Source organism: Nocardia sp. NPDC023852, from assembly GCF_040639505.1.
In the GTDB taxonomy this organism is placed as follows: domain Bacteria; phylum Actinomycetota; class Actinomycetes; order Mycobacteriales; family Mycobacteriaceae; genus Nocardia.
Genome location: NZ_JBFAAB010000004.1, coordinates 1 through 23,553 on the forward strand (window position 1 = coordinate 1; position 23,553 = coordinate 23,553).

Annotated in this window: 27 protein-coding genes; 19 read left to right on the forward strand and 8 right to left on the reverse strand. The window is 63.4% G+C overall.

The annotated features are described in order from the left end of the window. The first annotated feature begins 152 nt into the window (after positions 1-152). Positions 153-308: a hypothetical protein gene (locus tag AB0H00_RS09475; protein WP_357263497.1), complete on the forward strand. Its 156-nt coding sequence runs from the start codon at positions 153-155 to the stop codon at positions 306-308. A 19-nt stretch (positions 309-327) separates the two neighbouring features. Here AB0H00_RS09475 and AB0H00_RS09480 read toward each other — a convergent pair whose 3' ends face one another. The 3 genes from AB0H00_RS09480 to AB0H00_RS09490 form a co-directional block, all read right to left on the reverse strand. Beyond that, complete coding sequence (locus AB0H00_RS09480; RefSeq protein ID WP_357263500.1) at positions 328-744, reverse strand: helicase associated domain-containing protein; 417 nt, start codon at positions 742-744, stop codon at positions 328-330. A gap of 31 nt (positions 745-775) precedes the next feature. Further along, positions 776-1,216, reverse strand: a complete 441-nt coding sequence (locus tag AB0H00_RS09485) for a helicase associated domain-containing protein (RefSeq protein WP_357264348.1) — start codon at positions 1,214-1,216, stop codon at positions 776-778. Between the two features lie 252 nt (positions 1,217-1,468). Next, a complete protein-coding gene (locus AB0H00_RS09490) occupies positions 1,469-1,978 on the reverse strand; it encodes a hypothetical protein (RefSeq protein ID WP_357263503.1) in 510 nt (169 codons plus the stop codon). Between the two features lie 653 nt (positions 1,979-2,631). Here AB0H00_RS09490 and AB0H00_RS09495 point away from each other — a divergent pair. From AB0H00_RS09495 to AB0H00_RS09515, 5 genes are all read left to right on the forward strand, one after another. Further along, positions 2,632-4,017: a DUF4041 domain-containing protein gene (locus AB0H00_RS09495; RefSeq protein ID WP_357263506.1), complete on the forward strand. Its 1,386-nt coding sequence runs from the start codon at positions 2,632-2,634 to the stop codon at positions 4,015-4,017. Between the two features lie 84 nt (positions 4,018-4,101). After that, positions 4,102-4,470, forward strand: a complete 369-nt coding sequence (locus AB0H00_RS09500) for a hypothetical protein (RefSeq protein ID WP_357263509.1) — start codon at positions 4,102-4,104, stop codon at positions 4,468-4,470. 44 nt (positions 4,471-4,514) lie between these two features. Continuing rightward, positions 4,515-8,474: an AAA domain-containing protein gene (locus tag AB0H00_RS09505; protein WP_357263512.1), complete on the forward strand. Its 3,960-nt coding sequence runs from the start codon at positions 4,515-4,517 to the stop codon at positions 8,472-8,474. A 130-nt stretch (positions 8,475-8,604) separates the two neighbouring features. Further along, positions 8,605-8,901: a hypothetical protein gene (locus AB0H00_RS09510; RefSeq protein ID WP_357263514.1), complete on the forward strand. Its 297-nt coding sequence runs from the start codon at positions 8,605-8,607 to the stop codon at positions 8,899-8,901. A 684-nt stretch (positions 8,902-9,585) separates the two neighbouring features. Beyond that, complete coding sequence (locus tag AB0H00_RS09515) at positions 9,586-10,419, forward strand: NAD(P)H-binding protein (RefSeq protein WP_357263517.1); 834 nt, start codon at positions 9,586-9,588, stop codon at positions 10,417-10,419. A 636-nt stretch (positions 10,420-11,055) separates the two neighbouring features. Here the strand turns inward: AB0H00_RS09515 and AB0H00_RS09520 are convergent. Beyond that, the gene (locus AB0H00_RS09520; RefSeq protein WP_357263520.1) at positions 11,056-11,331 is read right to left on the reverse strand and encodes a hypothetical protein; all 276 of its coding nucleotides are present in this window, start codon (positions 11,329-11,331) and stop codon (positions 11,056-11,058) included. A gap of 218 nt (positions 11,332-11,549) precedes the next feature. On the opposite strand from AB0H00_RS09520, the gene AB0H00_RS09525 reads away from it, so the two are divergent. From AB0H00_RS09525 to AB0H00_RS09540, 4 genes are all read left to right on the forward strand, one after another. After that, complete coding sequence (locus AB0H00_RS09525; protein WP_357263523.1) at positions 11,550-11,897, forward strand: NUDIX domain-containing protein; 348 nt, start codon at positions 11,550-11,552, stop codon at positions 11,895-11,897. Positions 11,898-12,079: 182 nt separating this feature from the next. After that, entirely contained in the window at positions 12,080-12,382 is a 303-nt protein-coding gene (locus AB0H00_RS09530) for a WXG100 family type VII secretion target (RefSeq protein WP_357263526.1), read from the forward strand. A 3-nt stretch (positions 12,383-12,385) separates the two neighbouring features. Continuing rightward, a complete protein-coding gene (locus tag AB0H00_RS09535; RefSeq protein WP_357263529.1) occupies positions 12,386-13,690 on the forward strand; it encodes a hypothetical protein in 1,305 nt (434 codons plus the stop codon). Further along, complete coding sequence (locus tag AB0H00_RS09540) at positions 13,687-14,028, forward strand: HEAT repeat domain-containing protein (RefSeq protein WP_357263532.1); 342 nt, start codon at positions 13,687-13,689, stop codon at positions 14,026-14,028. The genes AB0H00_RS09535 and AB0H00_RS09540 overlap by 4 nt, the downstream gene beginning before the upstream one ends. Positions 14,029-14,128: 100 nt before the next feature. Here AB0H00_RS09540 and AB0H00_RS09545 read toward each other — a convergent pair whose 3' ends face one another. Then, the gene (locus AB0H00_RS09545; protein ID WP_357263534.1) at positions 14,129-14,548 is read right to left on the reverse strand and encodes a hypothetical protein; all 420 of its coding nucleotides are present in this window, start codon (positions 14,546-14,548) and stop codon (positions 14,129-14,131) included. Between the two features lie 335 nt (positions 14,549-14,883). On the opposite strand from AB0H00_RS09545, the gene AB0H00_RS09550 reads away from it, so the two are divergent. From AB0H00_RS09550 to AB0H00_RS09565, 4 genes are all read left to right on the forward strand, one after another. Further along, positions 14,884-15,291 (forward strand): hypothetical protein, encoded by a 408-nt coding sequence (locus AB0H00_RS09550; protein WP_357263537.1) that lies wholly within the window; start codon positions 14,884-14,886, stop codon positions 15,289-15,291. A 314-nt stretch (positions 15,292-15,605) separates the two neighbouring features. Next, positions 15,606-16,148, forward strand: a complete 543-nt coding sequence (locus AB0H00_RS09555) for a helix-turn-helix domain-containing protein (protein WP_357263540.1) — start codon at positions 15,606-15,608, stop codon at positions 16,146-16,148. A 2-nt stretch (positions 16,149-16,150) separates the two neighbouring features. Further along, a complete protein-coding gene (locus AB0H00_RS09560) occupies positions 16,151-16,495 on the forward strand; it encodes a hypothetical protein (protein ID WP_357263543.1) in 345 nt (114 codons plus the stop codon). Continuing rightward, entirely contained in the window at positions 16,492-17,871 is a 1,380-nt protein-coding gene (locus tag AB0H00_RS09565; protein WP_357263546.1) for a DoxX family protein, read from the forward strand. The genes AB0H00_RS09560 and AB0H00_RS09565 overlap by 4 nt, the downstream gene beginning before the upstream one ends. 201 nt (positions 17,872-18,072) lie before the next feature. Here AB0H00_RS09565 and AB0H00_RS09570 read toward each other — a convergent pair whose 3' ends face one another. Next, positions 18,073-18,231, reverse strand: a complete 159-nt coding sequence (locus tag AB0H00_RS09570) for a hypothetical protein (RefSeq protein ID WP_357263548.1) — start codon at positions 18,229-18,231, stop codon at positions 18,073-18,075. Between the two features lie 46 nt (positions 18,232-18,277). On the opposite strand from AB0H00_RS09570, the gene AB0H00_RS09575 reads away from it, so the two are divergent. From AB0H00_RS09575 to AB0H00_RS09585, 3 genes are read left to right on the forward strand one after another with little or no spacing between them, the layout of a single operon-like run. Further along, on the forward strand, positions 18,278-18,655 hold the full coding sequence (locus AB0H00_RS09575; RefSeq protein WP_357263550.1) for a metalloregulator ArsR/SmtB family transcription factor: 378 nt from the start codon (positions 18,278-18,280) through the stop codon (positions 18,653-18,655). Between the two features lie 5 nt (positions 18,656-18,660). Beyond that, a complete protein-coding gene (gene arsB, locus AB0H00_RS09580; RefSeq protein ID WP_357264350.1) occupies positions 18,661-19,761 on the forward strand; it encodes an ACR3 family arsenite efflux transporter in 1,101 nt (366 codons plus the stop codon). Between the two features lie 56 nt (positions 19,762-19,817). Beyond that, positions 19,818-20,228: an arsenate reductase ArsC gene (locus AB0H00_RS09585; protein ID WP_357263553.1), complete on the forward strand. Its 411-nt coding sequence runs from the start codon at positions 19,818-19,820 to the stop codon at positions 20,226-20,228. A 58-nt stretch (positions 20,229-20,286) separates the two neighbouring features. Here AB0H00_RS09585 and AB0H00_RS09590 read toward each other — a convergent pair whose 3' ends face one another. Beyond that, positions 20,287-20,790 carry a hypothetical protein gene (locus AB0H00_RS09590; protein WP_357263556.1) on the reverse strand — a complete coding sequence of 168 codons (504 nt, stop codon included), beginning with the start codon at positions 20,788-20,790 and terminating at the stop codon, positions 20,287-20,289. A 387-nt stretch (positions 20,791-21,177) separates the two neighbouring features. On the opposite strand from AB0H00_RS09590, the gene AB0H00_RS09595 reads away from it, so the two are divergent. Both AB0H00_RS09595 and AB0H00_RS09600 read left to right on the forward strand, forming a co-directional pair. Further along, positions 21,178-21,657, forward strand: coding sequence for a nitroreductase family deazaflavin-dependent oxidoreductase (locus AB0H00_RS09595; RefSeq protein WP_357264353.1), 480 nt, complete (start codon positions 21,178-21,180; stop codon positions 21,655-21,657). Between the two features lie 15 nt (positions 21,658-21,672). After that, positions 21,673-22,098 (forward strand): DUF4345 domain-containing protein, encoded by a 426-nt coding sequence (locus tag AB0H00_RS09600; RefSeq protein ID WP_357263559.1) that lies wholly within the window; start codon positions 21,673-21,675, stop codon positions 22,096-22,098. 69 nt (positions 22,099-22,167) lie between these two features. On the opposite strand, the gene AB0H00_RS09605 is transcribed toward AB0H00_RS09600, so the two are convergent. Further along, the gene (locus tag AB0H00_RS09605) at positions 22,168-23,160 is read right to left on the reverse strand and encodes an NADP-dependent oxidoreductase (RefSeq protein WP_357263562.1); all 993 of its coding nucleotides are present in this window, start codon (positions 23,158-23,160) and stop codon (positions 22,168-22,170) included. Positions 23,161-23,553: the final 393 nt, after the last annotated feature.

Sequence of the window (23,553 nt, forward strand, 5' to 3'; positions counted from 1 at the left end):
ACGAACTCAACGGGCGCCCTCGACAAACTCTCGGATTCCGCACACCATCAGAAGCACTCGAAGAGGTGTTGCGTTGACCGCCTGAGCCCGCACCGAATGCAGCGCGAAGTGTGGTGGCAGCCGTGCCTGCTGGCGCCACTGAGTCTGAACTTGTGGGCAACAAGTTCGGCGCGGATGCGATCGGAGTGGAGCTCTACATGAACCGCCACTTCGGCGATTTCTGCGCCGGGATCGCACTGGCCGGTTCATCGGTGGCGGAGACGCATGGCAGCAGAACCTGTGCTGCATGTCTAGCAGATTCCGTCTGACGTGTTCGAGGGTTTGCCTTCAGGCTCGTCTGGCCTTCCACGCCCAACCGGGAAGTTTGAGAAGTCTGTACTGGCGATCTACTTCCAGTTCGTCGCTGGCGTACCTCCTGCGTTGTTTCGTGACCCATCGGCCGAGTGCGTAGCCGTCGTCGGTGACGTGGGTGGAGGGGACGCGGGCGTTGCCATTCTTTTTGATGTAGTCACGGAGGTAGCGGAATCCCTCATCCCATTTGTCGGTCGACGGGTCCCACGTCCAGCCGGGCAGCGCTTCGAGTCGTTCTTTCCTGTCAAGGTCGAGTTTGCCGTCTCGAAATAATCTGCGTTGCCTTTCGACCCATGCCCCGACCTGATAACTATTGATGCGATAAGAGTTCGGGACGCAGGCATGTTGGTGAGTTCGACGAATTCGAGGAGGTGGTTGAATGCTGTTTCCCATTTGTCTACTCGGGCTTCCCATGTCCAGCCGATCACGGTTTCGAGCCGGTCTCGGCGGGGTGCTTTGATTGTTTTATTGGAGTATGTCCGGCCACTGGTCTGCTTTGAGGTGCCAGCTCCAGCCGGGGAGGTTTTGGAGCCTTTGTCGGTAGGGAGATGGCAGGATGCCTTGGGCATGGTTGCTGTGTTGCGCTGGCCCACCAGCCGAGTTGGAAGCCGTCAATGATGCATTGTTGCGGGATGCGGGCGTCGCCGTTGCGATCAACATAGGTGAGTGCAGAACGGAAGCCCTCCTCCCACTGGTCCGTGAACGGGTCGCAGGTCCAGCCGGGAAGGATGTCGAGTCGGCTTTCGCGCTCGGGGTCGAGTTCGCCCTTGCCCAGGGCCCTGCGTTGCGCGACAACCCATCGTCCGAGCTTGTAGTCGTCGATGGTGCATGATGGTGGGACGCGAGCGTGGCCATGTTGATCGATTTACTGCCTCAGCAGCCCGAACCAGAACTCCCACGCTGCTGTTTCCTGTTCGATCAGACGCACGTCGAATAGCGCGGGCGAAATCGCTGTCGACTTGCACGGGCAAGTCGATAATGATCTTGGTGGGGAGGCGCGGAGAGTTTCCGCTGTGGCCTATTTCCTGCCGCAGTGTGTCGAGTGTTTCCGCGAGTTCATCGTCGTGGGCCCGAAGGGCCCGGATGACGTTCCATACTACTTTGAACGCGGAGCTGTCTAGGGCGACGGTGGCGTCTTGGTCCGGGTCGACAAAGATTGGGATGGCAATTGTGCCGAAGGTTTTGTCGTCGGCCCGTCGGATCGCCCGCCGACTGCTTGCACGATATCGATCTCGGCTTGGTGTGGGTCGACGAAGGCGACGCTATCGAGCGCTGGGATGTCGACTCCCTCGGCGAGGCGTCGCGCGTTGGGGAGCAGCGCCCGTTCACGGCAATCGGGTGTGCCCAGGTGTTTCATCAGCGCGTAGCGGCGTCCGGTGGGCATTTCGCCCGATACGTGCCGGGGCCATAAGATGCCTATGAGTCGTTGGACTTTCGGCATCCATGCCACGACATCGGGTAATGAGCGGGCGAACTGTCGTGCACGACGTACTCGGGAGTGGAACGTAATGGTGCGGCGCAAGTTGTAGCGGTGCATGGCTTTGGCGATACCGATTTGTCCGGCCAGGCTGCGTGCATCGGTGATCTCGGTGCCGTCGATCGTGACGATGCGACCGGACCGGGCCATTCTGGGTAGGTGGTGTCGTTCACGCCGATGACGACGGCTCGGTAGTCGGTGAGTAGTTCGCGCTTGATCGCCTCGGCGAATCCGAGGCTGTGGAACACAGGGCCGAACATTGTCGCGTCGTCCATCGAGGCGATTTCGGGGGTGCAAGAGCGTTTAGGACGTGACTATCGCGCATCGGCCGACTTCGAACGCTATGACTTCGTGGTTGAAGCCTTCAGCACCCATGCGGCCTCCGTTACGCGACCGGCCCTACCGCCTCCGGCGGTGAATGCACCGCGCTCGCCCTGAGAAGCACACTCGTGCGGTGGTATTGGCATCTTCGCGTGCGCCGGTGGCGAGCTCGTAGCAGCGGGTGACGGCCAGGATCTGCCCGTCGGGGTCGAATTCGAGGTTGTGGTAACGCCCGCCGGCGATGGGGCTGTGGGGTTCGGCGAGCCAAGCGTGGACGAAGCCGGACTTCAGATCAACCAGCGCGAGGGCGTGGCCCTGGCTGGATTGGTAGGTGCCGGAGGAGATTTACTGAGGTGCTCGGGCCGGTCGCATGTTTGCTTCTGGTGATATCGCGGGCAACTCGGGACCGAGCGTTCTCGTTTAGCCTCCAGCACCCGGCGTGTCCTGGCATCCTCGAAGCAGCGGCTGTGACAAGGGGGATCATGAGTACTGTGCCACCGAACTGGTATCCCGACCCTCAGGACGAGGGTTTTCTGAGGTATTGGAACGGTATGGTCTGGACCGGCGACCGTGTGCCCGTCCCTGCCAGCAATCAGAATCAGCATGGTGTCGCACAGTCGGCGAGGGTCCCGCTGTTCGGAGCCCGTGCGCACGCGAGAAAGCAATCGCAGGACCTGGCCGAGGCGCTCGCTGACAACCAAAGGTTACGAGAACATTTGGAGCAGCTCGGAGGGCTTGAGGTCGCCGAGCTGCAGCACCTGCGTGACCAGCTCGCAGCACAGGTCACCGACCAGCAGGTACTTCTGGACAGCCTGCGCAACGAGGTGATCCACACTCGAGATGAGCAGGTGCTTCAAGAGATTGGCATCTATCAATACCGCCATCCTCTGTCGGATGCGGTTGCTTACCGTGACACGCTCAAACAGCTACAGGGTCTGATCAAGGAGGTGGCGCGCCGGGACGGCGGCGCGATCGAGGCGTCGACAACGTGGACGGTGAACGGGTCTGTCACAGAGGGCCGGAAGATGGTTCGCGAGTACTCGAAGCTGATGCTGCGCGCTTACAACGCGGAGGCCGACAATCTTGTCCGGGCTCTCAAGCCGTACAAGTTGCCCACCGCGCTGGAGCGCCTCAACAAGATCGCTTCCACTATCGAGCGGCTCGGCAAGACGATGCAGATCCGTGTGGCCCCGCCCTATCACGAGCTCCGCTGTCGCGAGTTGACGATGACCGCGGATCATCTCGAGGTGCTCGCCCGCCAGAAGGAATACGAACGCGAGCAGCGTGATCGGCTACGGGAGGAGCGTCGAGCCCATGAGGAGCTTGCTCGTGAACGAGCGAGACTCGAAAAGCAGCAAGAGCAATACCGTGGAGATCTCGCCGCGCTGGAGGCCGCCGGCAAGGACACCTCCGATGTAGCCGACTTGCGGGAGAAGTTGGAGGCGTTGGAGCGTGCCATCGCCAGCGTGGTGAATCGTGCGGACAACATTCGGGCCGGCTACGTGTACGTCATCTCCAATATTGGGGCGTTCGGCGAAGGCGTGGTCATGATCGGTTTGACTCGCCGGTTCGATCCGTGGGATCGGATCCGCGAATTGGGCAACACGTCGGTGCCGTTCAAGTACGACGTGCACGCCATGTTCTTCGACGACGACGCGGTCGGCATCGAGGATGAGATGCATCGGCGACTGGCGGACAAGCGGGTGAACAGGGTCAACAACCGCCGCGAGTTCTTCTACGCCACTCCCGCAGAGGTTCGCGAACACCTGCAGACCCTGACCGGCCGGCTCGTGCAGTTCGACGAGCTCGCTGAGGCCGTTGAGTATCGTCAGAGTCTCGCAGCCGCCCGCGAGGTTAACCCGAAATGATTGCGCGACAAAGACTTTTGTGACAACTTCGATCTCATCAGGTCGCCCCAGGGGTGGTGGACCGGTACGGGAGGAACGGGTGGCATGTTGGAATCTGACGGGCAGTTGACAATTCGCGTGGACGGCGACGCCGACGAGCTCTTCCAGCTTCTGGAGTGGTTCAACGACGATGACGAGCTGCGCGGCCGGGTGAGCCTGCCCTCGAACCAGATTCGCCCCGGGCAGATGGGCGATCTCTACGATGTGCTCGTTGTCGCTGTCGGTGCGGGCGGTATCGCGCCCGCGCTCGCCCGGTCGCTGACCTCCTGGTTCACGGTTCGACGTTCCGACATCAGCATCACGGTCAAGCGTGACGATCAGACCGAGATCACCCTCGACGCCAAACGCATCAAAACACCGGAAGTCACCCAGGCGCTGCAGACGATGCTGGGACAGGCGGACAACGCTCAGTGACCCTAGCGCCGGATCGCAGCGGTTGGCGCGCCGTGTTGATTGGGGTGAGCAGCTACACCCATCCCGATCTTCCTGACATTCCGGCCGCCGCCACCAACGTCGCGGACCTACTCCAACTCCTCCGGGCGCCTGCTGGCGCCGCGCTTGCTGTTGACCACTGCACGCCCCTCGTCAACCCCGGTGAGAGCACGCAGGTGGGAACCGCAGTCCATGGTGCCGCGCAGGACGCGCGCGATGTCATGCTGCTGTACTACACCGGACATGGCGTGCTCGACCGGAAGGGACGACTGCACCTGGCCCTACCCAACAGCGAGCCCAATCAAATAAATTGGAGTTCAATACCTTTCGATAGACTGCGCGAAGAACTCGCCGCCAGCCGCGCCCGTGCTCGGATCCTGATCCTAGACTGCTGCTTCTCGGGGCGGGCTTTCGAATCCATGAGCTCGGCATCCACGCTTGTCGACGGCCAAATCGACATTCACGGCACCTACACCATCACATCCTCCTCCAGGAACGAACCCTCGCTCGCGCCAGGAGGTCACCGCCACACCGCCTTCACCGCGGCACTACTCGAGGCTGCCGCCATACCGGGCCTGACCCTCGATGAGCTCTACCAGAACGTCGAGAGAATCCTGGTGAGTAAAGGCCATCCCGGCCCGCAGCGGCGAAGCGTCAATAGCGCCGGTGTTCTGCGCTTGTTCACCCCATTCGGCGTCCGGCCAGTCCCCAGCGACAATGCGTCGGTCGTGCCGATGGTCGACCCACACGCAACTCCCAACGCCGACACCGAGGCGCTATTCGAGGACGGCCTGCGTTTCGCCGACCAAGGCGATCTCGTCGCTGCGGAAGATTCGTGGCTCCGCGCCGCCATGCAAGGGCACGTCGGCGCGATGAACAACCTTGCCAACCTGCTCCATGAGCGAGGGAAACTCCGCGACGCGCACGGCTGGTACCGGCAGGCCGCCGAGCGAGGCAACGCCGACGCTATGGGCAACCTGGCGAATCTTCTCCACACTGCGCACGACGGCGACGCCCAACGCTGGTGGGTCCAAGCAGCGGAGGCAGGCAACACCGACGCCATGTACAACCTCGCCATCATGCTCGACAAAACCCGCTACTTCGACGCCGCCCTCGCTTGGTACCAGCGCGCTGCTAAAGCTGGCCACGCCGACGCGATGCACAACCTCGCCATCCGGCACCGCGCCCGTGGACAGATCGCCGAAGCCTCCTTCTGGTGGCAGCGAGCCGGACACCAAGGCTCCCAGCGAGCGAACGAGAAGCCCCGCGGCCCGGTCGTACGACGTCAATCGCGCTCCGCCGAGCTCGGGGTCCGTGCCCTCGATGTGCCGCCGACGGAGCTGCCGGGCATCGAAAACGGTGGCGCGCGTGGGCAAGTGCCACCTGCCGGGTGTGAGGACACGTGGAACTGGGTCAAGCAGAAGTCGTTGGCGGGTGTCGAGGCGTTGATCGAGCGTCAACAGCAGATTGTGCCGTTGAAGGCGGTGTCGAACTCGGCGCTGGAACTGCCGTCCAAACCATGGTTGGCCGTCGACACCGTGCCTCAGCCGAGGGCGGGCTGGTCAGAGCAGATGTTCTTCCTCGTGGATGCTGACACTGCGGGCGGTTCGGCCAGACGACGGCACCCGGTATTTCTGAAATACCCACCCAAGGCTCGCCGAGTGGTGGTCAAGGTGACCGCGCGGACACGCGCTGAGCTTGGTTCCGTTCGGCGTGTGCGTCTCCTGTACCTCGATACCCAGGACTTGGGGCTGCTGCGCCAGTTGCAGGCATGCCTAGGCAAAGCGACCCGGGCGCCTCGAGTGGCAGACATGTGGAGCCAACGCACACTAGGATACGTTCCCGCCGTCGACGGATTGAATCCAGAACAGGCACAGGCATTTTCCGCGATGACAGCCGGTGGGGGTTGGTTGGTTTGGGGGCCGCCGGGCACGGGCAAGACGACAGTCATCGTGAAGGCGGTGGAGGAGGCGCTTGCGATGGGCCGGTCGGTTCTGATCGCCTCCCATACCCACGTCGCGGTGGACAACGTTGTCAAAGACCTCACCGGAGTCGTAGACGAGGCGGGGGCTGTCGTACGGGTCGGCAACCACGAGAAGATCGATCCGGAAGTCGTTGCGCACCAGTGGTTGATGCTGGACAAGGCCGCAGCGGCCCTCACCGACCGTGAGGCGCGGCTGAAGGAGATTCTCGAGCAGCAGCAAGTGAACCGGAATCACCAGGCACGCCGTCAGCTGGATTCGGTGATCAACCGCCTCGCCGAGACCGACCTGGAGTTGATCAAAAGGGCCTACGCCGCTCGCGGCCAGGCCATTCAACACAAAGAACTCGAAGTTCAGTACCTGGCACAGAACGTCGAGCTGGTCGAGCGCCAGCAACAGATCCGGGATATCACCGCCATGGCTGCTGAGCATCAGAAGGGCGCAAACAAGTTGCCCGGCCTGCGGATTCAACAGGTCGAGTCCCGAGAAGGTGTCGGGCGGATCGACTCCCGAATCAATGACCAGGAAGCGAAGGTCAGCGAGCTGGTTGGTGTGCGGGATGCGCTCAGGAGCGATCTCGCGAGACTGTCGCGCCAGGTACAGGGATCGAGCGGGGAGCTGGACGAACAGTTCGACAGCACGCTCACCGCTGTGAGCAGGATGGGAAAGCGAATCGTCGACAGCGAAACAGAGCTCGACGAGATTCGCGCCCAACGAGCAGCCGCCCAAAAGGCGGTCGAGGAGTTCAATGAGCCCATCGCGGTCGCCTCTCGTGCCTTACACCAGGCCAATTCGCTGCGGCGACAGGTCGAGGAACTGACTGAACTGCAGAACCAGCTCGAGCAGGCCATGACGCGTCTGGGCGACGAGATGACGCAGGTCAAGGCGTCGGTCGACGCGGTCGGGAACTACGAGGAGGTCATCGCCGAGGCCGAACGGCAGGGCATCGCCGCCTTGGAAAGCGAACGTGACGAACTGAACGACCTGGTCGGGCGTCTCGATGACCAGCTAAAAGAGCTCGATAAGGACAAGAGGCGCCTCGATGACGAGTACGCCGGCACCAAACGTCAGCTACTGGAGTCCGCGCCTGTCATCGCCTGCACGTTGACCGCGCTTACCATCGGTGAGGAACTGGTCAACCGTCGATTCGACACTGTCATCATCGATGAGGCTGCCTCCGCGCAGATCGGGCAACTGATCTACGCCGGATCCAAGGCCGACCGCTGCCTGGCCTATGTCGGCGATTTCCTTCAGAACGCCCCGATTACCGACACCGACGACGCGATCACCGAAGAGCAGCAGCAACTGCTTCCGTGGCAGCGCGCCGACATTTTCGGCCTCCTCGGTATCAGCGACCGAGCCACCGCCGAATCCCACCCTCGATGTATCGCTTTGCGCACCCAGTTCCGGTACCCACCCGTGATCGCCGACATCGTCAACCAGTTCTGCTACGACGGGCTCCTCCTCACCAGCTGGACTGGAAGAGTCGACAATCCCGTCGTCACTTTCATCGACACCTCCGACCATCCCGACCAGGGACTGCGAAGCAACGGCGAATCGTCCTGGCTCCACCCACTCGGCCTCCGCCTGCTCGAGCCGGTCTACCAACGGCGCGGCACCAACACCATCGGGATGGTCTGCCCCTATCGGGCGCACGCCGAGCGCGCTACCGACCTCGCACGTGACCGCGGACTCGACATGTCGTGCGGCACCTCTCACCTCTTCCAAGGACGGCAATTCGACACCGTCATCGTCGACCTCATGCAAGATGCCCATCGTCCCCGCTGGGCAGCACTAGCCGATCTTGCCGGGGACGAACGCCAGGTCTCGGCAGCCAGACTTCTCAACGTCGCCATCACCCGAGCGAAACGCAGGCTGTATCTCATCGGGGACTGGAATTTCGTTCGCCGATCAACCAGCCCCGGCCTGAAGGCAATTGCCGGGCTTGTCGGCCGACCAGAGTTCAATGTGATCCATGCTAACGAAGTTTTGAGCGGAACGTGAAATAACCGCTCCCGACATAATTGGAAACGTGTCGAAAGAACTCGGTGGCGCCGCGACCAGCCGCTACAAGGTGGTAAGCGATCGATTCGGCGGCGTCATCACCATGTATCCGATCCCTTAAGGAGAATCAGTGGGAATTTCGGTATTTATTCAGAACCAAATCCATGAACAAGTTGCGGAAGTTGCCGGATATGCATCACAGACCCTCGATGAGGTGATCTCGCAGGCGTCGATAGGTTCACTGACGCGGGGTATAAACAAACACGCAGATACGATGTTCAACACTACCCAGCTCAATTTCTTTATCGACGAAATTGCGTCCTTGACGCCCGAGAACGACAGCGAGCGCGAACTGTTCACCGTCTTACGCGCCGCCGCCGAATCCGCGATCCGGCAACGCGGGTACCTTTGGTTCAGCGGAGACTGAGCCACGCGGTCCCGATTCCAAGGATCGCGCATCCTCCATGGTTTGTTCGCGCCATGGGGTTGCGGGTCGCGCCGAGTGAGTTCACCGGTCGTCCATGGGATTCCGACGGCCCGAGTGCGTCGAAGGCGCACGCAGGTGGTCGTGATCGAATGCGCGCTCCACGCCTGGGTTCGACCCGGCAGCAATGAAGCTGACATGGGCACAGCAGGTGCTGGAGTGTGTTCAGCCGTCCCGATTCGGGCAATTGCCGGTGTCCGGCCGTGGTCGAGGTCGTCGATGAGGCTAACCAGCTTTGGGGGCGGTCCCGAGCCGATGTAAGCGCGGGCTCCGCCCCCGCATGAAGATGTCGACCGGCCCACAGCGTCAACGGTGAACCCCCGCCGTTCGCACAGCCGCGTGTCCGGACTGGCCTGCAGTTAGTTGCTCCGAATACCGCGTGCAACCTTGCTGCCTCGCCGAAGCAGAAGTATGCGAAACCTGTTGCAGTCGAGCATTTTCAGCGTACAAGGATGGGCAGACCATGCCTGCGAAGTACGACGAAGCGGCCAAGGCCAAGGCTGTCCGGCTGGTCACCGACCACCGTGCCGATCGGTGAATATTCTCGCGAGCGCTCCAGCTCCGTCTCGACGCCGGGCGAACCCGCCACTTGACCTAAATAATGGTTTAGGTATCAAGATGGTGCTCATGATTCTGGTAACTGGTGCAACAGGAAAAGTCGGCGGACAGGTTGTCCGGCAGCTGGTCGATTCGGGAGGGGAAGTACGGGCGCTGGTGCGCGATCCGGAGCGGGCGGCACTGCCGGAGCAGGTCGAGGTGGTCCGCGGCGACCTCGCCGATCCAGGCAGTCTCGACCATGCCCTGACGGGTATCGATTCCGTGTTCCTGGTCTGGCCGACACTGTTCGCCGACGACGCCGCGCCCGCAGTGGTGCGACGACTGGCCACCCGAGCCGGGCATATCGTCTATCTGTCGGCCATGGGCGCCGACGAGTCCGCGGATTCGGTGCTCGGATCGCATGGGCTCCTCGAGCGCCTCATCGTGGAGTCGGGGGTCGATTACACGTTCTTGCGGGCCGGTGGATTCGCGGGCAACGATCTCGGCTGGGCCGAGAGCATCCGCGCGGACGGTGTGGTGCGGGAGCAGTACGAAGCCTGGGCCAGATCGGTGATCCATGAAGCCGATATCGCGGCTGTCGGGGTGCGGACGCTCACCGAGGCCGGGCATCGCGGTGCCTACTATGAGCTGACCGGACCCGAAGTGCTGACCGCGCCGGAACGCGTAGCGATTATCGCCGAGGTGCTCGGGCGGCCCGTGCGTTTCGAGAAGTTGCCGACGGAGCAGGCGCGCGCGCGGCTGCTCGGCTGGCTGCCGCCGGGCGAGGTGGACGCCATGATGGCGGGCATGGATGAGATCACCGCGCGGCCGGAGTCGGTCATCCCGACCGTCACCGCGCTCACGGGTGCGCCGGGCCGCACCTATCGGGACTGGGTGCGTGACCACGCGCCCGAATTCGCCTGACCAGGCGGGGTGACCAGCTCAGAACGCCCGGGTCGCGGAAATACAGGACGTTGGCGGGTGCCCCAGCTCACCACCAGCGCGCCCGTCGGAGGACGGCGGCTCAATACATTGGTGCCGCCGCCCAGCCTCGCCCTACGCCCGGCGATAAGCGATATCCCCAGCCCGGGCACCGGCGATCCGAGAACCGCGGCACCGACTCCGCCCTCTATTTGGTCCGCCGAAATACATGGGCCGAATGGCTGCCCGACAAGGGGGGGCGATTGTTGGTGTCGGTCCCGAACATTGATGCCTCGCCGGCCCGACTAGTCTCATGAACCTCTTTGTGGGGGTCAGGGGTTCGAGTCCCCTTAGCTCCACCAAAAGGGCTTTATCAAAACCCTGGCGTAAAGAAAAACCGCAAGTCAGGGCTTCAGCCAATTTCAGAGACTCGCCACCCTTACGGGTGGCGAGTTCTGTTTCCGGCATATGCCGCGTCAGTACACTTCGCGCGATCGGGGCGGCGACTTCTGGTTCCTCTCCACGCTGGACCGCTGCAACCTCGGCCTGGATCGCATGCAGCTCCGCTACGTGCCGGTTGCAACTCGTGTCCGGTGATTTCCTCATTGAACACGAGGATCCGTTCGAAGATTGCCTGGTTCAGCCGCCTGCGGACCTTGTCGCTCGCTCGTTGTACATCTCGTACGGACCGCGGAGCAGTTCCAGGCAGGCGTTGATGTACTCCGACCCTGCATCCAGACTGTCGATCACCTGACTCAGCTCTGCCTGTAGCTTGTTCCGTTCTCGCTGGATCTCTGTAATCCGAGTCCGGAGCCTCCCGGCTGGCAATGCGCCGTCCTCGGCTAGCTCGACCAGGTTCGTCTCCAGCTGCAGTGCGCCAGACTCAATGTGGATGTGCCGCAGGTCTTCCGTCATCTCCCGGTTCCTTCCCTTGGCGACCGGGCCGCTACGGGCGGTCCCACGGTCAAGCCTGGTCCGGGCTGCCGAACGGTTCTATGCCAGCGGTTGCCCTGCCGGGTATGCGTTCGGCGCATATTCGGCAAGCTGGCCGCGCATTAGGCTCGGGGCGCTTCACGAGCTTCAGCCGCCGTGCGCGGCATCTACGACAACAACTAAGCGAAAGGAAAGCACTTATGAGTAGTTCCGCAACTGAAACCATCCCGCAAGCAAAGCCACAGCGGCACACGGTGACTGGTGACGTCCACCTGGTGCTGCGGCGCGGCAACACCGTGCTCTTTGGGCAGCGCGATAACACCGGGTTCGAAGATGGCGCATGGCACTTGCCCGCCGGCCACCTGGAAGCTGGCGAATCCGTCGTCACCGCGCTCATCCGTGAGGCAGACGAAGAAGTCGGCGTGACGATCAAGACCGAGGACGTGCAGTTCAGCCATTTCATGCACAACTCGTCGTCCGGTGGCCGTATGGCCATCTTCTTCATCGAAGCCAGCTACCATCAACCGGTTCCAGTCGGAACCAGATAATTCGCTCTCCGGCTAAGCGGGGGAACCTCAGGAACGACATCCGCGACGGCGGCGTCCAGATCATCACCGCGCTGGCCGGGTTGGCCGAAAAGCTCGGGGTCACAGCCTCAACGTATGAAAAACCTCGACGGCAGCAACGCGGAAGTGCTCTACATCGCGAGTACGTCGAGCTTGGACCTGCCATGAGTTCAGAGGAGTTCGAGGTCGACCTGGACCACCTGGATGAGGTCGCGATCCGTCTGTCCGCCCTCGCCAGCGTTATCGCCGAACATCTCGATGCGATCGACGTCAAGGTCGCGACCTTGGCGGGAACGGGTTGCGACGGTATTGCCGCGCAGGCATATTCGGACGCTCATCGTGAATGGGCGGCCGGGGCAAGAGAATTCGCCGAAGGTGCCCGCGATATCAGCAAGGTGGCGCGCAAGGCACACACCGGCTACACGACCGCGGTCGAGGAAAACTTGGAGATGCCCCGAGGGGGATGAGCGGTGAAGGTCAACTGGCGGACCTACTATGAGGCCGCCAAACAATGCCACGACCTCGCCAGCGAGCTGCGGCACGCCGATAAACCCGTGCACGACGCGGTCAAAGGCGAGTGCGCAGGTATGGCCGGTGACGCTCCCGGCTGCAAACAGTGGGGCGAGGCGTACGACCGTTACGCCCGGGACACGATGCAGACCTGCACCGACCTGGCCGATGCGCTCACCAATCTCGGCAACATTCTCTACGCCAACGGGTACAAGTACGGGAACGCCGACAACGCCAACCCTGAAAGCCCGCCCCTGCAACAGGTATCCGAGTACAAGGTCACCATCCCGACCTCCGTTCATGACAACGGCGACGGCGTCAAACACAACGGTGGCGTCGAGGAATTCTTCAACGAACTCACCTCGAAGATCGTCGGCACCTTCGAGAAACTTCCCAACGGCGACGTCGACAAGCTGTCGAAGGCCGCCACCACGTGGAAGACCTTCTCCACCCACGCCACCATCACCGGCGCACCCGCGAAGATCGCCACGATCTCCGCGTTGTTCGACAACATGGACGCCACCGAGAACCGCACGATCATCCAGGAACACTTCGGCACGCTGAAATTCAGCGCCGACCTCCTGGTCTCCGCGTCCACCAACGTCGCCGCCCAGGTCGCGGACTATCACAGCTCGACAGTCGAAGTCGGTGACGGCATCAAGACGGCGATGACGACCTTCGCCTGGGCTGTCGGGCTCTTGGTCACCGGCGCCATCGTTGGTGCGATCTTCAGCTTCGGCGGGAGTATCGCTGCCGCCGGCGGTGGTGTCGCACTCGCGGTCGAGGACACGATCGCGACCCTGCGCGGCCTCTACGCGACGAAACGTCTCTTCCAGATCCTCGAGATCACGCTGGCCGCGAGCGTCGCCGTCGGCGTTATCGACGCCTTCGGCAAGGTCCCCGATTTCACCGAGTCCCTCGCCAAGCTCGCGGCGATCATCGCATTGAAGGTCGCAATTGATGGTGAAGAGAAGAAGCTGACCTTCGAGCCTTCTCCGAAACATGGTCCAGAGCAACGAGGTAACGCTGCGCCGGAGCCGACGCATCCGCAGGAGACACTGGACAAGTCTGTACAGATCAAGCCCACCTCCTCCCGCCGCGTAGGCTATGACTCCGAAACTGGGGAGTTCGACGTGTTCGATGAGACGTATCCGGAATCGGGGATCTTCCATGGCCACAAACGTGCATGGGACGAGCTGACACAGGAGATGCAGAACGCCCTGATCAAGGCGGGCGTGGTGAACAGGAAGGGCAAGCCGCTGTGAGTACGTACCAAAGCCTCGAACCGATCGGCCGGAACGAGGCGATCGCGATGCTCGATTCGGGCGACAACCTGGCGGTTTCGCAGGCCATACTGCGGTTGGCTCTTCACGACCCTGATGGCGGATGGGTCACCGACCGCGCGCTCGCCTTGCTCGAGAATCCGGACCCCAATGTTCGCTCCGGTGCGGTGACGGCCCTGGGACACATCGTGCGTATTCACAGGGCCATCGACACCGACCGCGTCGTTCCTGCGCTACGCGAACTCGTCAACGACCCGATCATCGGTGGTCGCGTTGAAGACGCATTGGACGACATCACCGTCTTCGGGGGACGGTCCTAAATCCCCAGCGCTGGCTGACAACAAGCAGGTGACCTGGCTGCCGGAGTGGGGACATAAGCGAGCCAGCGGATATCCGAATTTTGTTCTGCTACCGGCACGGTCACCGGGACCGGCCGTGGCTATCACGCCTTGGGATTCCGCGGCGTTCGAGTGCCGACCGAACGGTGGTGTGGGCGACGTTCAACCGGTCGCTGATGCGGTTCAGCGACTCGCCGTGCTGGTAGCTGGTGACGGCGTGGTCGATTTCGTCTTCGCTGAGTCGCCGTTGCTTCCGGATGTGGGTACCCGCGTCGCGCAGGATGGAGAGGATGCTGGCTTTGGCGAGTTGCCACTGGATGGCGAGCTGTTTGGTGGAGGCTCCGGCATCGTATGCGGCAGCGATCTCGGCGCGCTGGTTGGTGGTGAGGCGTCGTTGGAGTCGGTGGGGCCGGGCTGGACTAGGCCGTTTGGTCGGTGCAGGGGCCGGTCCGTCGGGGTCGGGCAGCGCCGCCAGCAACTGCTCCAGCGCTTCTACCTGCATGTTCGTGTTGTAGTAAGGTCCCCCAAGGTCCACGTAGAACCCTAGGTCAGGCCCGGTCTCGCACCGGGCCTGACCTGTTTCTTTTGACCCTTCCCCACCACTTTCCCCACGGCTTGGTGCCGAAACGGTGTCGACGGTGCTGCCGCCGTGGTGTTGTCGGCGGAATAGTAGGGGGCTGACCTGGGAGGGTGTCGAGGAGACGGGCCGTTGGGGATTCAGTGCCGGTTGGGTGGGTCGGCCGGTGTCTGTAGCACTCCTTCGTATCTACCAAGCGTGGAACGGGTGAGGCGGGATCTTGCCGCGGTCGGGAGGTGAGTATCGAACAGGGGCCAATCATGCATTACCGATATCACGCCCCCGCGACGGCAGGCTTCCACCACGCGCTGAGGGAGGCGAATGCGCTGCGTAGCGAGACGATGCCAGCGGATGCGAAATTCGCAGCGGCATACCGGGATGCGGTGCGCCGCCTCGCAGTCGCCTGGGCGACGGCCGAACGCTCCGCGAAACGGGAAGGCACGAGCTACCTGGATCCGGTGGACCGGCGCAAGCTCGAGCAGGCAGCCAAGCTGCTGCGGCATGCCGAGGGCGCCGCGTCACCAGCGGAACGCGCGGCATATTTACGGCAGGTCAAGTCGATCATGGAGGAGCTGGTCCACAATGGTGCTGTGCGCACCCCACCGAAGATCGTCGAGGCGATCGACACCGTCACGAGTCTGGCGATCGAGGCCGCAGAACAGCGATAACGACGCGCTACCGGTGGTCGGCCAGGCCACCTCGACCGCAGGAACGCGCCGGCGTAGCCGACCCTCGGGCATGGGTTGCGATATCCCGAATCCCAGATGAGTCGGATCGGTGACCAGTGCTCGAGGCATGTGGATGATCCCACGTCGGCGGGTCCGTGCGCCGCGAGGCCGTGTCGCGGTTCGCGGAGACCGTGGTGAGTGGGCGTGACTCAGGTGGCCGTGTACCGGGGTCATTGCCGTTTCGTCCGCGACTGATGGTGCGGTAAGCGAGAGTCGACCTACATTCTCGTTATCGATAATGATAATATAGCGGCATGGGTGCATCCTCGGAACGTTGGGCAGACCTCGCGCTGCATCCGGTGCGTATCCGAATCCTGACCGCTGTATCCGGTACCCGCCGAACGGCCTCCGACCTGGCCGACCTGTTGCCGGACGTGCCGCAGGCCACGCTCTACCGGCATATTTCGACTCTCGCCGGGGCGGGAATGCTGGAGGTGGTCGCCGAGCGCAAGGTCGGCGGCGCGACCGAGCGGGTGTATTCGGTGCCGGAAGGTGGCGTGACACCAACAGCGGAGGCCTTGGCCTCGGCTACTCCGCAGGAGCACGCACGATACTTCACAGCATTCGTCAGCAGTCTGCTGTCGGAGTTCACCCGCTACTTCGCCAGGGAATCCATCGACCTGGTGGCGGACGGTGTCGGCTACCAGCAGGTGGTGCTACACCTGGACGACGCTGAATTCGCGCGCTTTGCCCAGGGCTTCGCCCAGTTGGTGCAACCCATGCTCGCGAACGAACCAGGAGGGGGACGAACGCCGCGGCTGCTGGCGACCATCCTGCTTCCACTGACGGAAGGATGACCGTGGCAACAGTAGATCTCGCCGGTGGCGTGATAACCATCGAGCGCGATTCCTGGAAGTGGTTCTGGACCGGACGTGCCCGGCATTCCGTTCCGCCGCCGGCGATTCGGCGGGCGACTGTCGCTGACGAGCCGCTGCGGGCTCCGCGTGGTGCGCGCCGGGGGCCGACCGTGTCGGGTCGCCGCACGTTCGGCGTGGGGGTACTGCTCAGCGACCGGCAACTGGTCCCGGTCACACGCTCGCAGCTCCTGGATCGCTCCAGTCCCGATGGCCCCTTCGATGAAGTCATCGTCGCGATACCCGCTGCCGATCACCTGGTCCGGGCCATCACGGTGGTGGGCGCGTGAACAGCATCGACCAAACCGTCCCGATCTCCGTACACGCCCGAACACCCACGACGGCAACCCGACCGGCGCTCCGGGAATCGCCTGCTCCTGCACCGCGCCCCTGGAATCCGTTCACCCGTATTCTGTTCCGATTCTGCTTCCTGTACTTCGGCCTGTTCTGCCTGGCCTCACCGGTCATGCTGTTCGAGTTCACCGGATTGCTCGGTACATGGTTGCCCGACGACGCGGTGTTGTGGCAGGTCAGCCTGATGGAACCGGCGTTGTCGTGGGTAGGACACACCATCTTCGACATCGATGTGGCCCTGTACATGAACGGCAGTGGCGATCAGGGTATTTACTGGGTTCAGCTGTTCTGCGTGCTGGTGGTCGCGCTGGTCGGAACCCCCGTGTGGACGCTGCTCGCCCGGCGCGTGGAATATCGGCGTTCGGCCGGGTGGTTGCTGTTGGTGTTGCGACTGTGTGTCGCCGCCCAGTTGGTGCATTACGGTCTGGCCAAGGTGCTACCGGCGCAGATGCCCGAACCCGCCCTCACGACCTTGCTGACGCCGGTCGGCGACCTCACACCGTTCACGCTGCTGTGGAACCAGGTCGGTGCCTCACCTGCCTACGAGATTCTGCTCGGCGCAGCGGAATTGACAGCGGGGATCCTGCTGTTCATCCCGCGAACCGCACTGGTGGGGTCGATCTTGGCCGTAGTCAGCATGGCGCAGGTGTTCATCCTGAACATGACGTTCGGTGTGCCGGTGAAGATCCTGTCCGGCCACCTGCTGCTCATGGGCGTAGTGCTGCTGGCTCCGGAGGCACGCAGGCTCACCGAGGTGCTCGTGCTGAACCGCACGACCGGGCCATCCACCGCGCCCTACCCCTTTGCGACTTCCCGTGCACGCCGAACCGCTACCTGGTGCCAGGTAGCGCTCGCTGTGTGGGTGACAGTATCGATTACGTACTTCACCTGGGATATCTGGCAGGCAGTCGGACCGGACCGCCCGAAGCCACCCCTATATGGCATGTGGTCGGTATCGGACTTCACCCGTGACGGACAACCGGTACCGCCCATGCTGACCGACGAGACCCAATGGCGCACCGTCGTATTCGAACACATTGGCCAAATCTCGTATCGACTGATGGACGGCACACTCGTTACGACACCAGGCACCATCGACCCTGCCACCCACCGCATCGAAGTCCCCGCCGAAGCCGTCGGCGATACATCCTCGGCCGCGCTGACCTTCGACCAGACCACCCCGGACGAGGTTACGCTGACCGGCGAACTCGGCGGACACTCGGTGACCATGACTCTGCACCGCGTAGATCCGGACCAGTTCACCCTGCGTAGCACCACCTTCCGTTGGGTCCAGGATCAACCGGCGCAATGACCTGCGAAGAGAGGACCGAGTCGGCGCCCGGATCGCGGATACCCGGGTGATCACTGGCGCCGGAGGGACGGTTGCCGAGCTGCCGACCGCGGTCGGCGTCGGTGGCGATCGGTGAGGTCGAGTCCTCCTGACCCTCTTCGTGGGGGTCAGGAGTTCGAGCCGGTCGCAAGGTGCCGCAGCACCTTGCGCTGGAACGTCCGATCAGCGGTCGGCGAGCGGCTCGGGCGTGTCGTAACTACTCGGACCGGAGGTGCCCCTGGTCACGGTGATGCCTGCAGTGGATTGCCGAGGATCCATGACGAGGACGGCGAGGCAACCGCGCTGCACGGCGGCGCTGGGGTGTGGTGCGGGGTTGTTCACCGGGTGTTCGTTTGTCTAAGTGATAGATATTCGTCAATATCGATGAATGTCTAAGTCGCAGTTGCCGGTGACCCCGGTCGAGGCATGCAGCCCAGGATCGCGGGTGCGTGAGCCCCTGTCGGTCGAAGCCGCGGCGGAGTTGGCGGCGGTATTCAAGGCCTTGTCGGATCCGGTGCGGTTGCGGTTGCTGAGCTCTATCGCATCCCGGGCCGGGCAGGAAGCATGCGTGTGCGACCTGTCCGAAGGCATCGACTTGACCCAGCCGACGATCTCCCACCACCTGAAGGTGCTGCGTGAGGCCGGGTTGCTGACCAGCGAACGCCGCGCTTCCTGGGTGTACTACCGGGTCGTCCCGCAGGCGCTGCAGCGCCTCTCTGACGCGCTTCTGACGGAAAGCGGCGCGGGAGCCGGGGTGAACGCGTGAGCGCCATCGAAACCACCACCACCATTGGTGGTGGCGAGCAGGGTGTGGTGGCGAAGCTGTCGAGGCTGGACCGGTTCCTGCCTGTGTGGATCGGTGTCGCCATGGCCGCTGGGCTGCTGCTTGGTCGGCTGATCCCCGGGCTCGGCGACACCCTCGCCGCGGTCGAGATCGACGGAATCTCGTTGCCGATCGCGATCGGGCTGCTGATCATGATGTACCCGGTTCTGGCGAAGGTCCGTTATGACCGAATCGACACCGTTACCGGCGACCGTCGGCTGTTGGTCGGGTCGCTGGTGCTGAACTGGCTGTTGGGTCCGGCGCTGATGTTCGCGCTGGCGTGGCTGCTGCTGGCGGACCTGCCCGAATACCGCACCGGGTTGATCATCGTCGGACTGGCCCGCTGCATCGCGATGGTGATCATCTGGAACGACCTTGCCTGCGGTGATCGTGAAGCCGCCGCGGTGCTGGTGGCGTTGAATTCGATCTTCCAGGTGATCATGTTCGCCGTCCTCGGCTGGTTCTACCTCTCGGTCTTGCCCGGTTGGCTGGGCCTGGAACAGACGACGATCGACACCTCGCCGTGGCAGATCGCGAAATCGGTGCTGATCTTTCTCGGGATTCCGCTGCTCGCGGGTTATCTGACCCGCCGCCTGGGTGAACGCGCGAAGGGCCGGGACTGGTATGAGTCCACGCTGATCCCGCGGATCGGGCCCGGGGCGCTGTATGGGCTGTTGTTCACGATCGTGGTGCTGTTCGCCCTGCAGGGCGAACGGATCACGTCCCGGCCGCTGGACGTGGTGCGCATCGCGGTACCGCTGCTGGCCTATTTCGCCATCATGTGGGGCGGCGGCTATTTACTGGGCGCCGTCATGGGTTTGGGGTACGAACGCACGACCACACTGGCGTTCACCGCGGCGGGCAACAACTTCGAACTCGCCATCGCCGTCGCGATCGCCACCTACGGCGCGACCTCCGGACAGGCACTCGCCGGGGTTGTCGGGCCGCTGATCGAGGTCCCAGTTCTGGTGGCGCTGGTGTATGTCTCCCTCGCCCTGCGCAACCGGTTCCGCGACGAAGCTGCCCTGGACGGGGCTTTGCTGCGATGAGCACGCCGACGGTGCGCCGAACTCGACATCCCAGCTTCCTGAAAGGCTGTCCCCGTATGACCAGTAAGCCCAGCGTGTTGTTCGTCTGCGTCCACAACGCCGGCCGCTCCCAGATGGCCGCCGCATTCCTGGCCCACCTCGCCCGAGGCGCGATCGAAGTTCGCTCCGCCGGTAGCGCACCCGCCGAATCGATCAATCCGGCAGCGGTGGCGGCGATGGGTGAGGTCGGGATCGATATCGCCGGCCAGTCGCCGAAGGTGCTGACCTTCGACGCCGTGGAGTCCTCCGATGTGGTCATCACCATGGGATGTGGCGACACCTGCCCGGTGTTCCCCGGCGTCAGCTACCGCGACTGGGACCTCCAGGACCCGGCCGGCAAGGGTGTCGAGGCCGTGCGCCTGATTCGTGACGAGATCCGGGCCCGGGTCGAGGCGCTCATCGCCGAGCTGCTGCCGGCCCACGCCTGAACCGGCCGCCTCTACGCTCCGGCCGAGGCATCCAACACCCCCCGCCGACCACCACCCCTCAGCCGGCAGGCGGTGACGAGGCCAGCGCCTCGGCCGGCACGGCGGGATCGACGTGATGGCCTTGCCCCGGCAACGTTTTACGCGTCGGGCCCGGTATCACGGCGGTGAGCAGGTCCGCGGCCTGCAGGATGTAGTCGGCGCGCTGGTGGTACCGGTGGTCGGCGCGGTGATCGCGGCGTAGCGGTCCACCGTCGGGTCCAGCTCGGCCAGCACCCGCAGGGCGCAGCGAGAGTCGGGGCCTGAGCGACCTTGAACCACCACAACGGATCCGCCGCAGTGCGGCCAGCTTTGCCGATGAGAACCCTCCGGCGGCAGCTGAGGCCTGCAGGAGCAGGTGCTCGTACTCGCCTGGCGCCAAAGCCGCGTCGACGGCGGCGATGTCGGGTGCCGAGTAGGTGATGGGCAGGGGTGGTTCGTAGACGGCGAGTAGTGGGACGCGCTCCGGGGCGGTGAGTGCGGTTTCCAGGGCCAGGACCGCGCCGTAGAAGTACCCGAACAACACCTCGATCGGACCGACCGCGTCGATGACGGCGAAGAGTTCGGCGACGGCGTTATGGCAGTGTTGACTTTGAAATCATATAGTGAATAGTATATATTCCGCACGTGTAGAGGCTGACGACCAGATGCGCCGATCAGGACATGGGCACGCTCTGTCCGACCGCGGACACTCGTGTGGCCCGGTCTCGTCGGCGGGTACACGTTCGGTTCCGCGCGGACGTGCGTGGAACAACTGCATGTGGCAATACTCGGGCGCGCGAGGGTGTCCGCACGATTCGGTCTGCCTCGTTTACGCCAATTGTCAATGACACCAACATCGACGACGAAGGCGAACGCCGCGGCCGGTGACGGCTCGACGCAGCGCGCTGCGTTTCAGGAGGATCTGAGCTACATGACAACGCCGAAACGCCCCAGCTGGTTGGATTCTCCGCTGCTACCGAAGATCACACGGTACGCCAGCAGGGCGCACGTGTGGATCTATCGCCGCACTCGCGGACGGATCGGCGGCCAATGGCGCATCGGCGACGCATTCGGCACGCCCATGCCGACCTTGCTGCTCGAACACCGTGGACGTAAGTCCGGCAAGACCTTCGCGACACCGCTGCTCTACGTCACCGACGGCCCCAACATCATCGTCGTCGCCTCGGCGGCTGGAGCGCCCGGGAACCCGCAGTGGTACTACAACCTGCTGGCCCATCCTGACACCTATATCGAGATCGGCGGCGTTCGCCGCGCGGTGGGCGCGGTCGAAGCCGACCCGCAGGAGCGAGCACGGCTATGGCCACGACTTGTAGCGGCCTACGCCGACTTCGACTCGTACCAGAGCTGGACCGACCGGGAAATCCCCGTACTCATTCTCGAACAGCGCTGATGGAAGGACATTCGAATGAACGACAAGCTAGCGCAGCTCGCGTCGCACCCAGGTGGTAGTCGCAGTCGGCGGAGATTGCAGTGGACATTGGCGGCGATGGGGGCGATACCTGCGGCCAGCGCCTTGAACGAGATCGTTCGCGGTCCTCAGGGAGTGCCGGGCGGATCGCCGGATGTGGTGCCGACAGTGGATAGCGCTCTGCGATATGCCAATGTATTCAAATTCGCGGTGGGGCCGGTGATCTGGTCCCAGCTATCACGTGTCGAGCGATCGCCGGCCCTGACTTTCGCACTCTCGACCGTGTTCATCGGCGGCCTGGCCCGCCTGAGGTCATGGCAACAACGTGGGCGACCGCACCCCATCTCGGTGGCAGCGGTCGTGCTCGAAACCGCCGGAATGACGATCATGCTTGCCTGGCAGAGGCGCATTTCCTCGCGTTGAACGAGATCGGACACGAACGGCTCGTCGGGTACGGTTTCGATACGAGACACTCCCGTTTGCGTGCCTTCCTCATCGCGTGACGACGATCTTGCCGTTGGCGCGGCCCTGCTCGACGTACGCCATGGCCTCGAGTGTCTCATCGAAGGGGAAGGTGCGGTCGAGCACCGGCCGCAGGGTGCCGTTGTCGTATAGCGCGGCCAGTTCGTGGAGTTGTGCGCCGTTGGCCTTCATGAAGAAGAACGTGTACCGCACTCCCTGCTTCTTCGCCTGCTTGCGGACCTTGCGGCTCAACAGCGCCATGACGGGTACGAGGAGCGGTTGACCGACTTGTGTGGCGAAGGCGGGGTCGGGCGGGCCGACTACGCTGATGGCAAGTCCGCCACGTTTGAGCACGGTCAAGGACTTTTCCAGATTGGTGCCGCCGAGCGAGTCCAGCGCGACGTCGTATCCGGTGAGTACCTCGGAGAAGTCCTTCTTGGTGAAGTCGATGACTTCGTCGGCGCCCAAGGTGCGGACCTTCTCGACGTCGTTGGTGCGGGCCGTGGTGGCGACGTAGGCGCCCAGATGCTTGGCGACCTGGATGACGGTCGAGCCGAAACCGCCCGCGCCGGCGTGGACGAGGACCCTCTGGCCTGGTTCGACGTGGGCAAGGTCGACGAGCGCCTGCCAGGCTGCCAGCGCGACGAGAGGTACGGCAGCGGCCTCGTCGAACGACAGGGACTGCGGCTTGAGTGCCACATCGCCCTCGTCGATCGAGATGAACTCGGCGAAGGTGCCGATACGAAGGTCTCGCGGCCTGGCATACACCTCATCGCCGACCTTGAAGGCACGCACCTCCGCGCCGACCTCCGTCACGACACCAGAGACGTCGTGCCCCAGAATGAACGGGCGCTTGTACTTCAGCAGCTGCTTGAACTCGCCGTTGCGAACCATCTTGTCCAGCGGGTTGATGCTGGCCCCCCGGACCTGGACCAGAACGTCACGACGGCCCACGCTGGGCTTGGGAACGTCCGCGGCCCGTAGTCCGTCCTTGCCGTAGGACTCGACAATGAACGCCTTCATGTCACCTGCCTTCTCTTCCCTCGGGTGATTCGTGGTGTGGTGTTCTCGGAGCGAGAGCTCGGCTACTTGCCGACGGCATCGCGCGGAAAGTGTGTCCACCATATGGATTGCGACCTGAAACCAGCACACCTCGGCATGGCCGATGAAACTAGAATAACGAAGTTATGGGAGTCGGTCAATCTACACTGCGCCGGGATCGCCGACTGGCGATATCACGTATTCGGCTGTCGGCTGATTGTCCCTGGTTTCCAGTCGGTGGGTGACCGGAACCGAGGCGCTGTGACGTAGCGGCGGCCTCGCGTTCGATGCGAAGGGTCCTGATACGGGACCGGGCGCGCCTGCGGCAGGGCCAGCTCTCGAAGGGCGTCATGAGCTGTGGGCCGACCGGTGCAG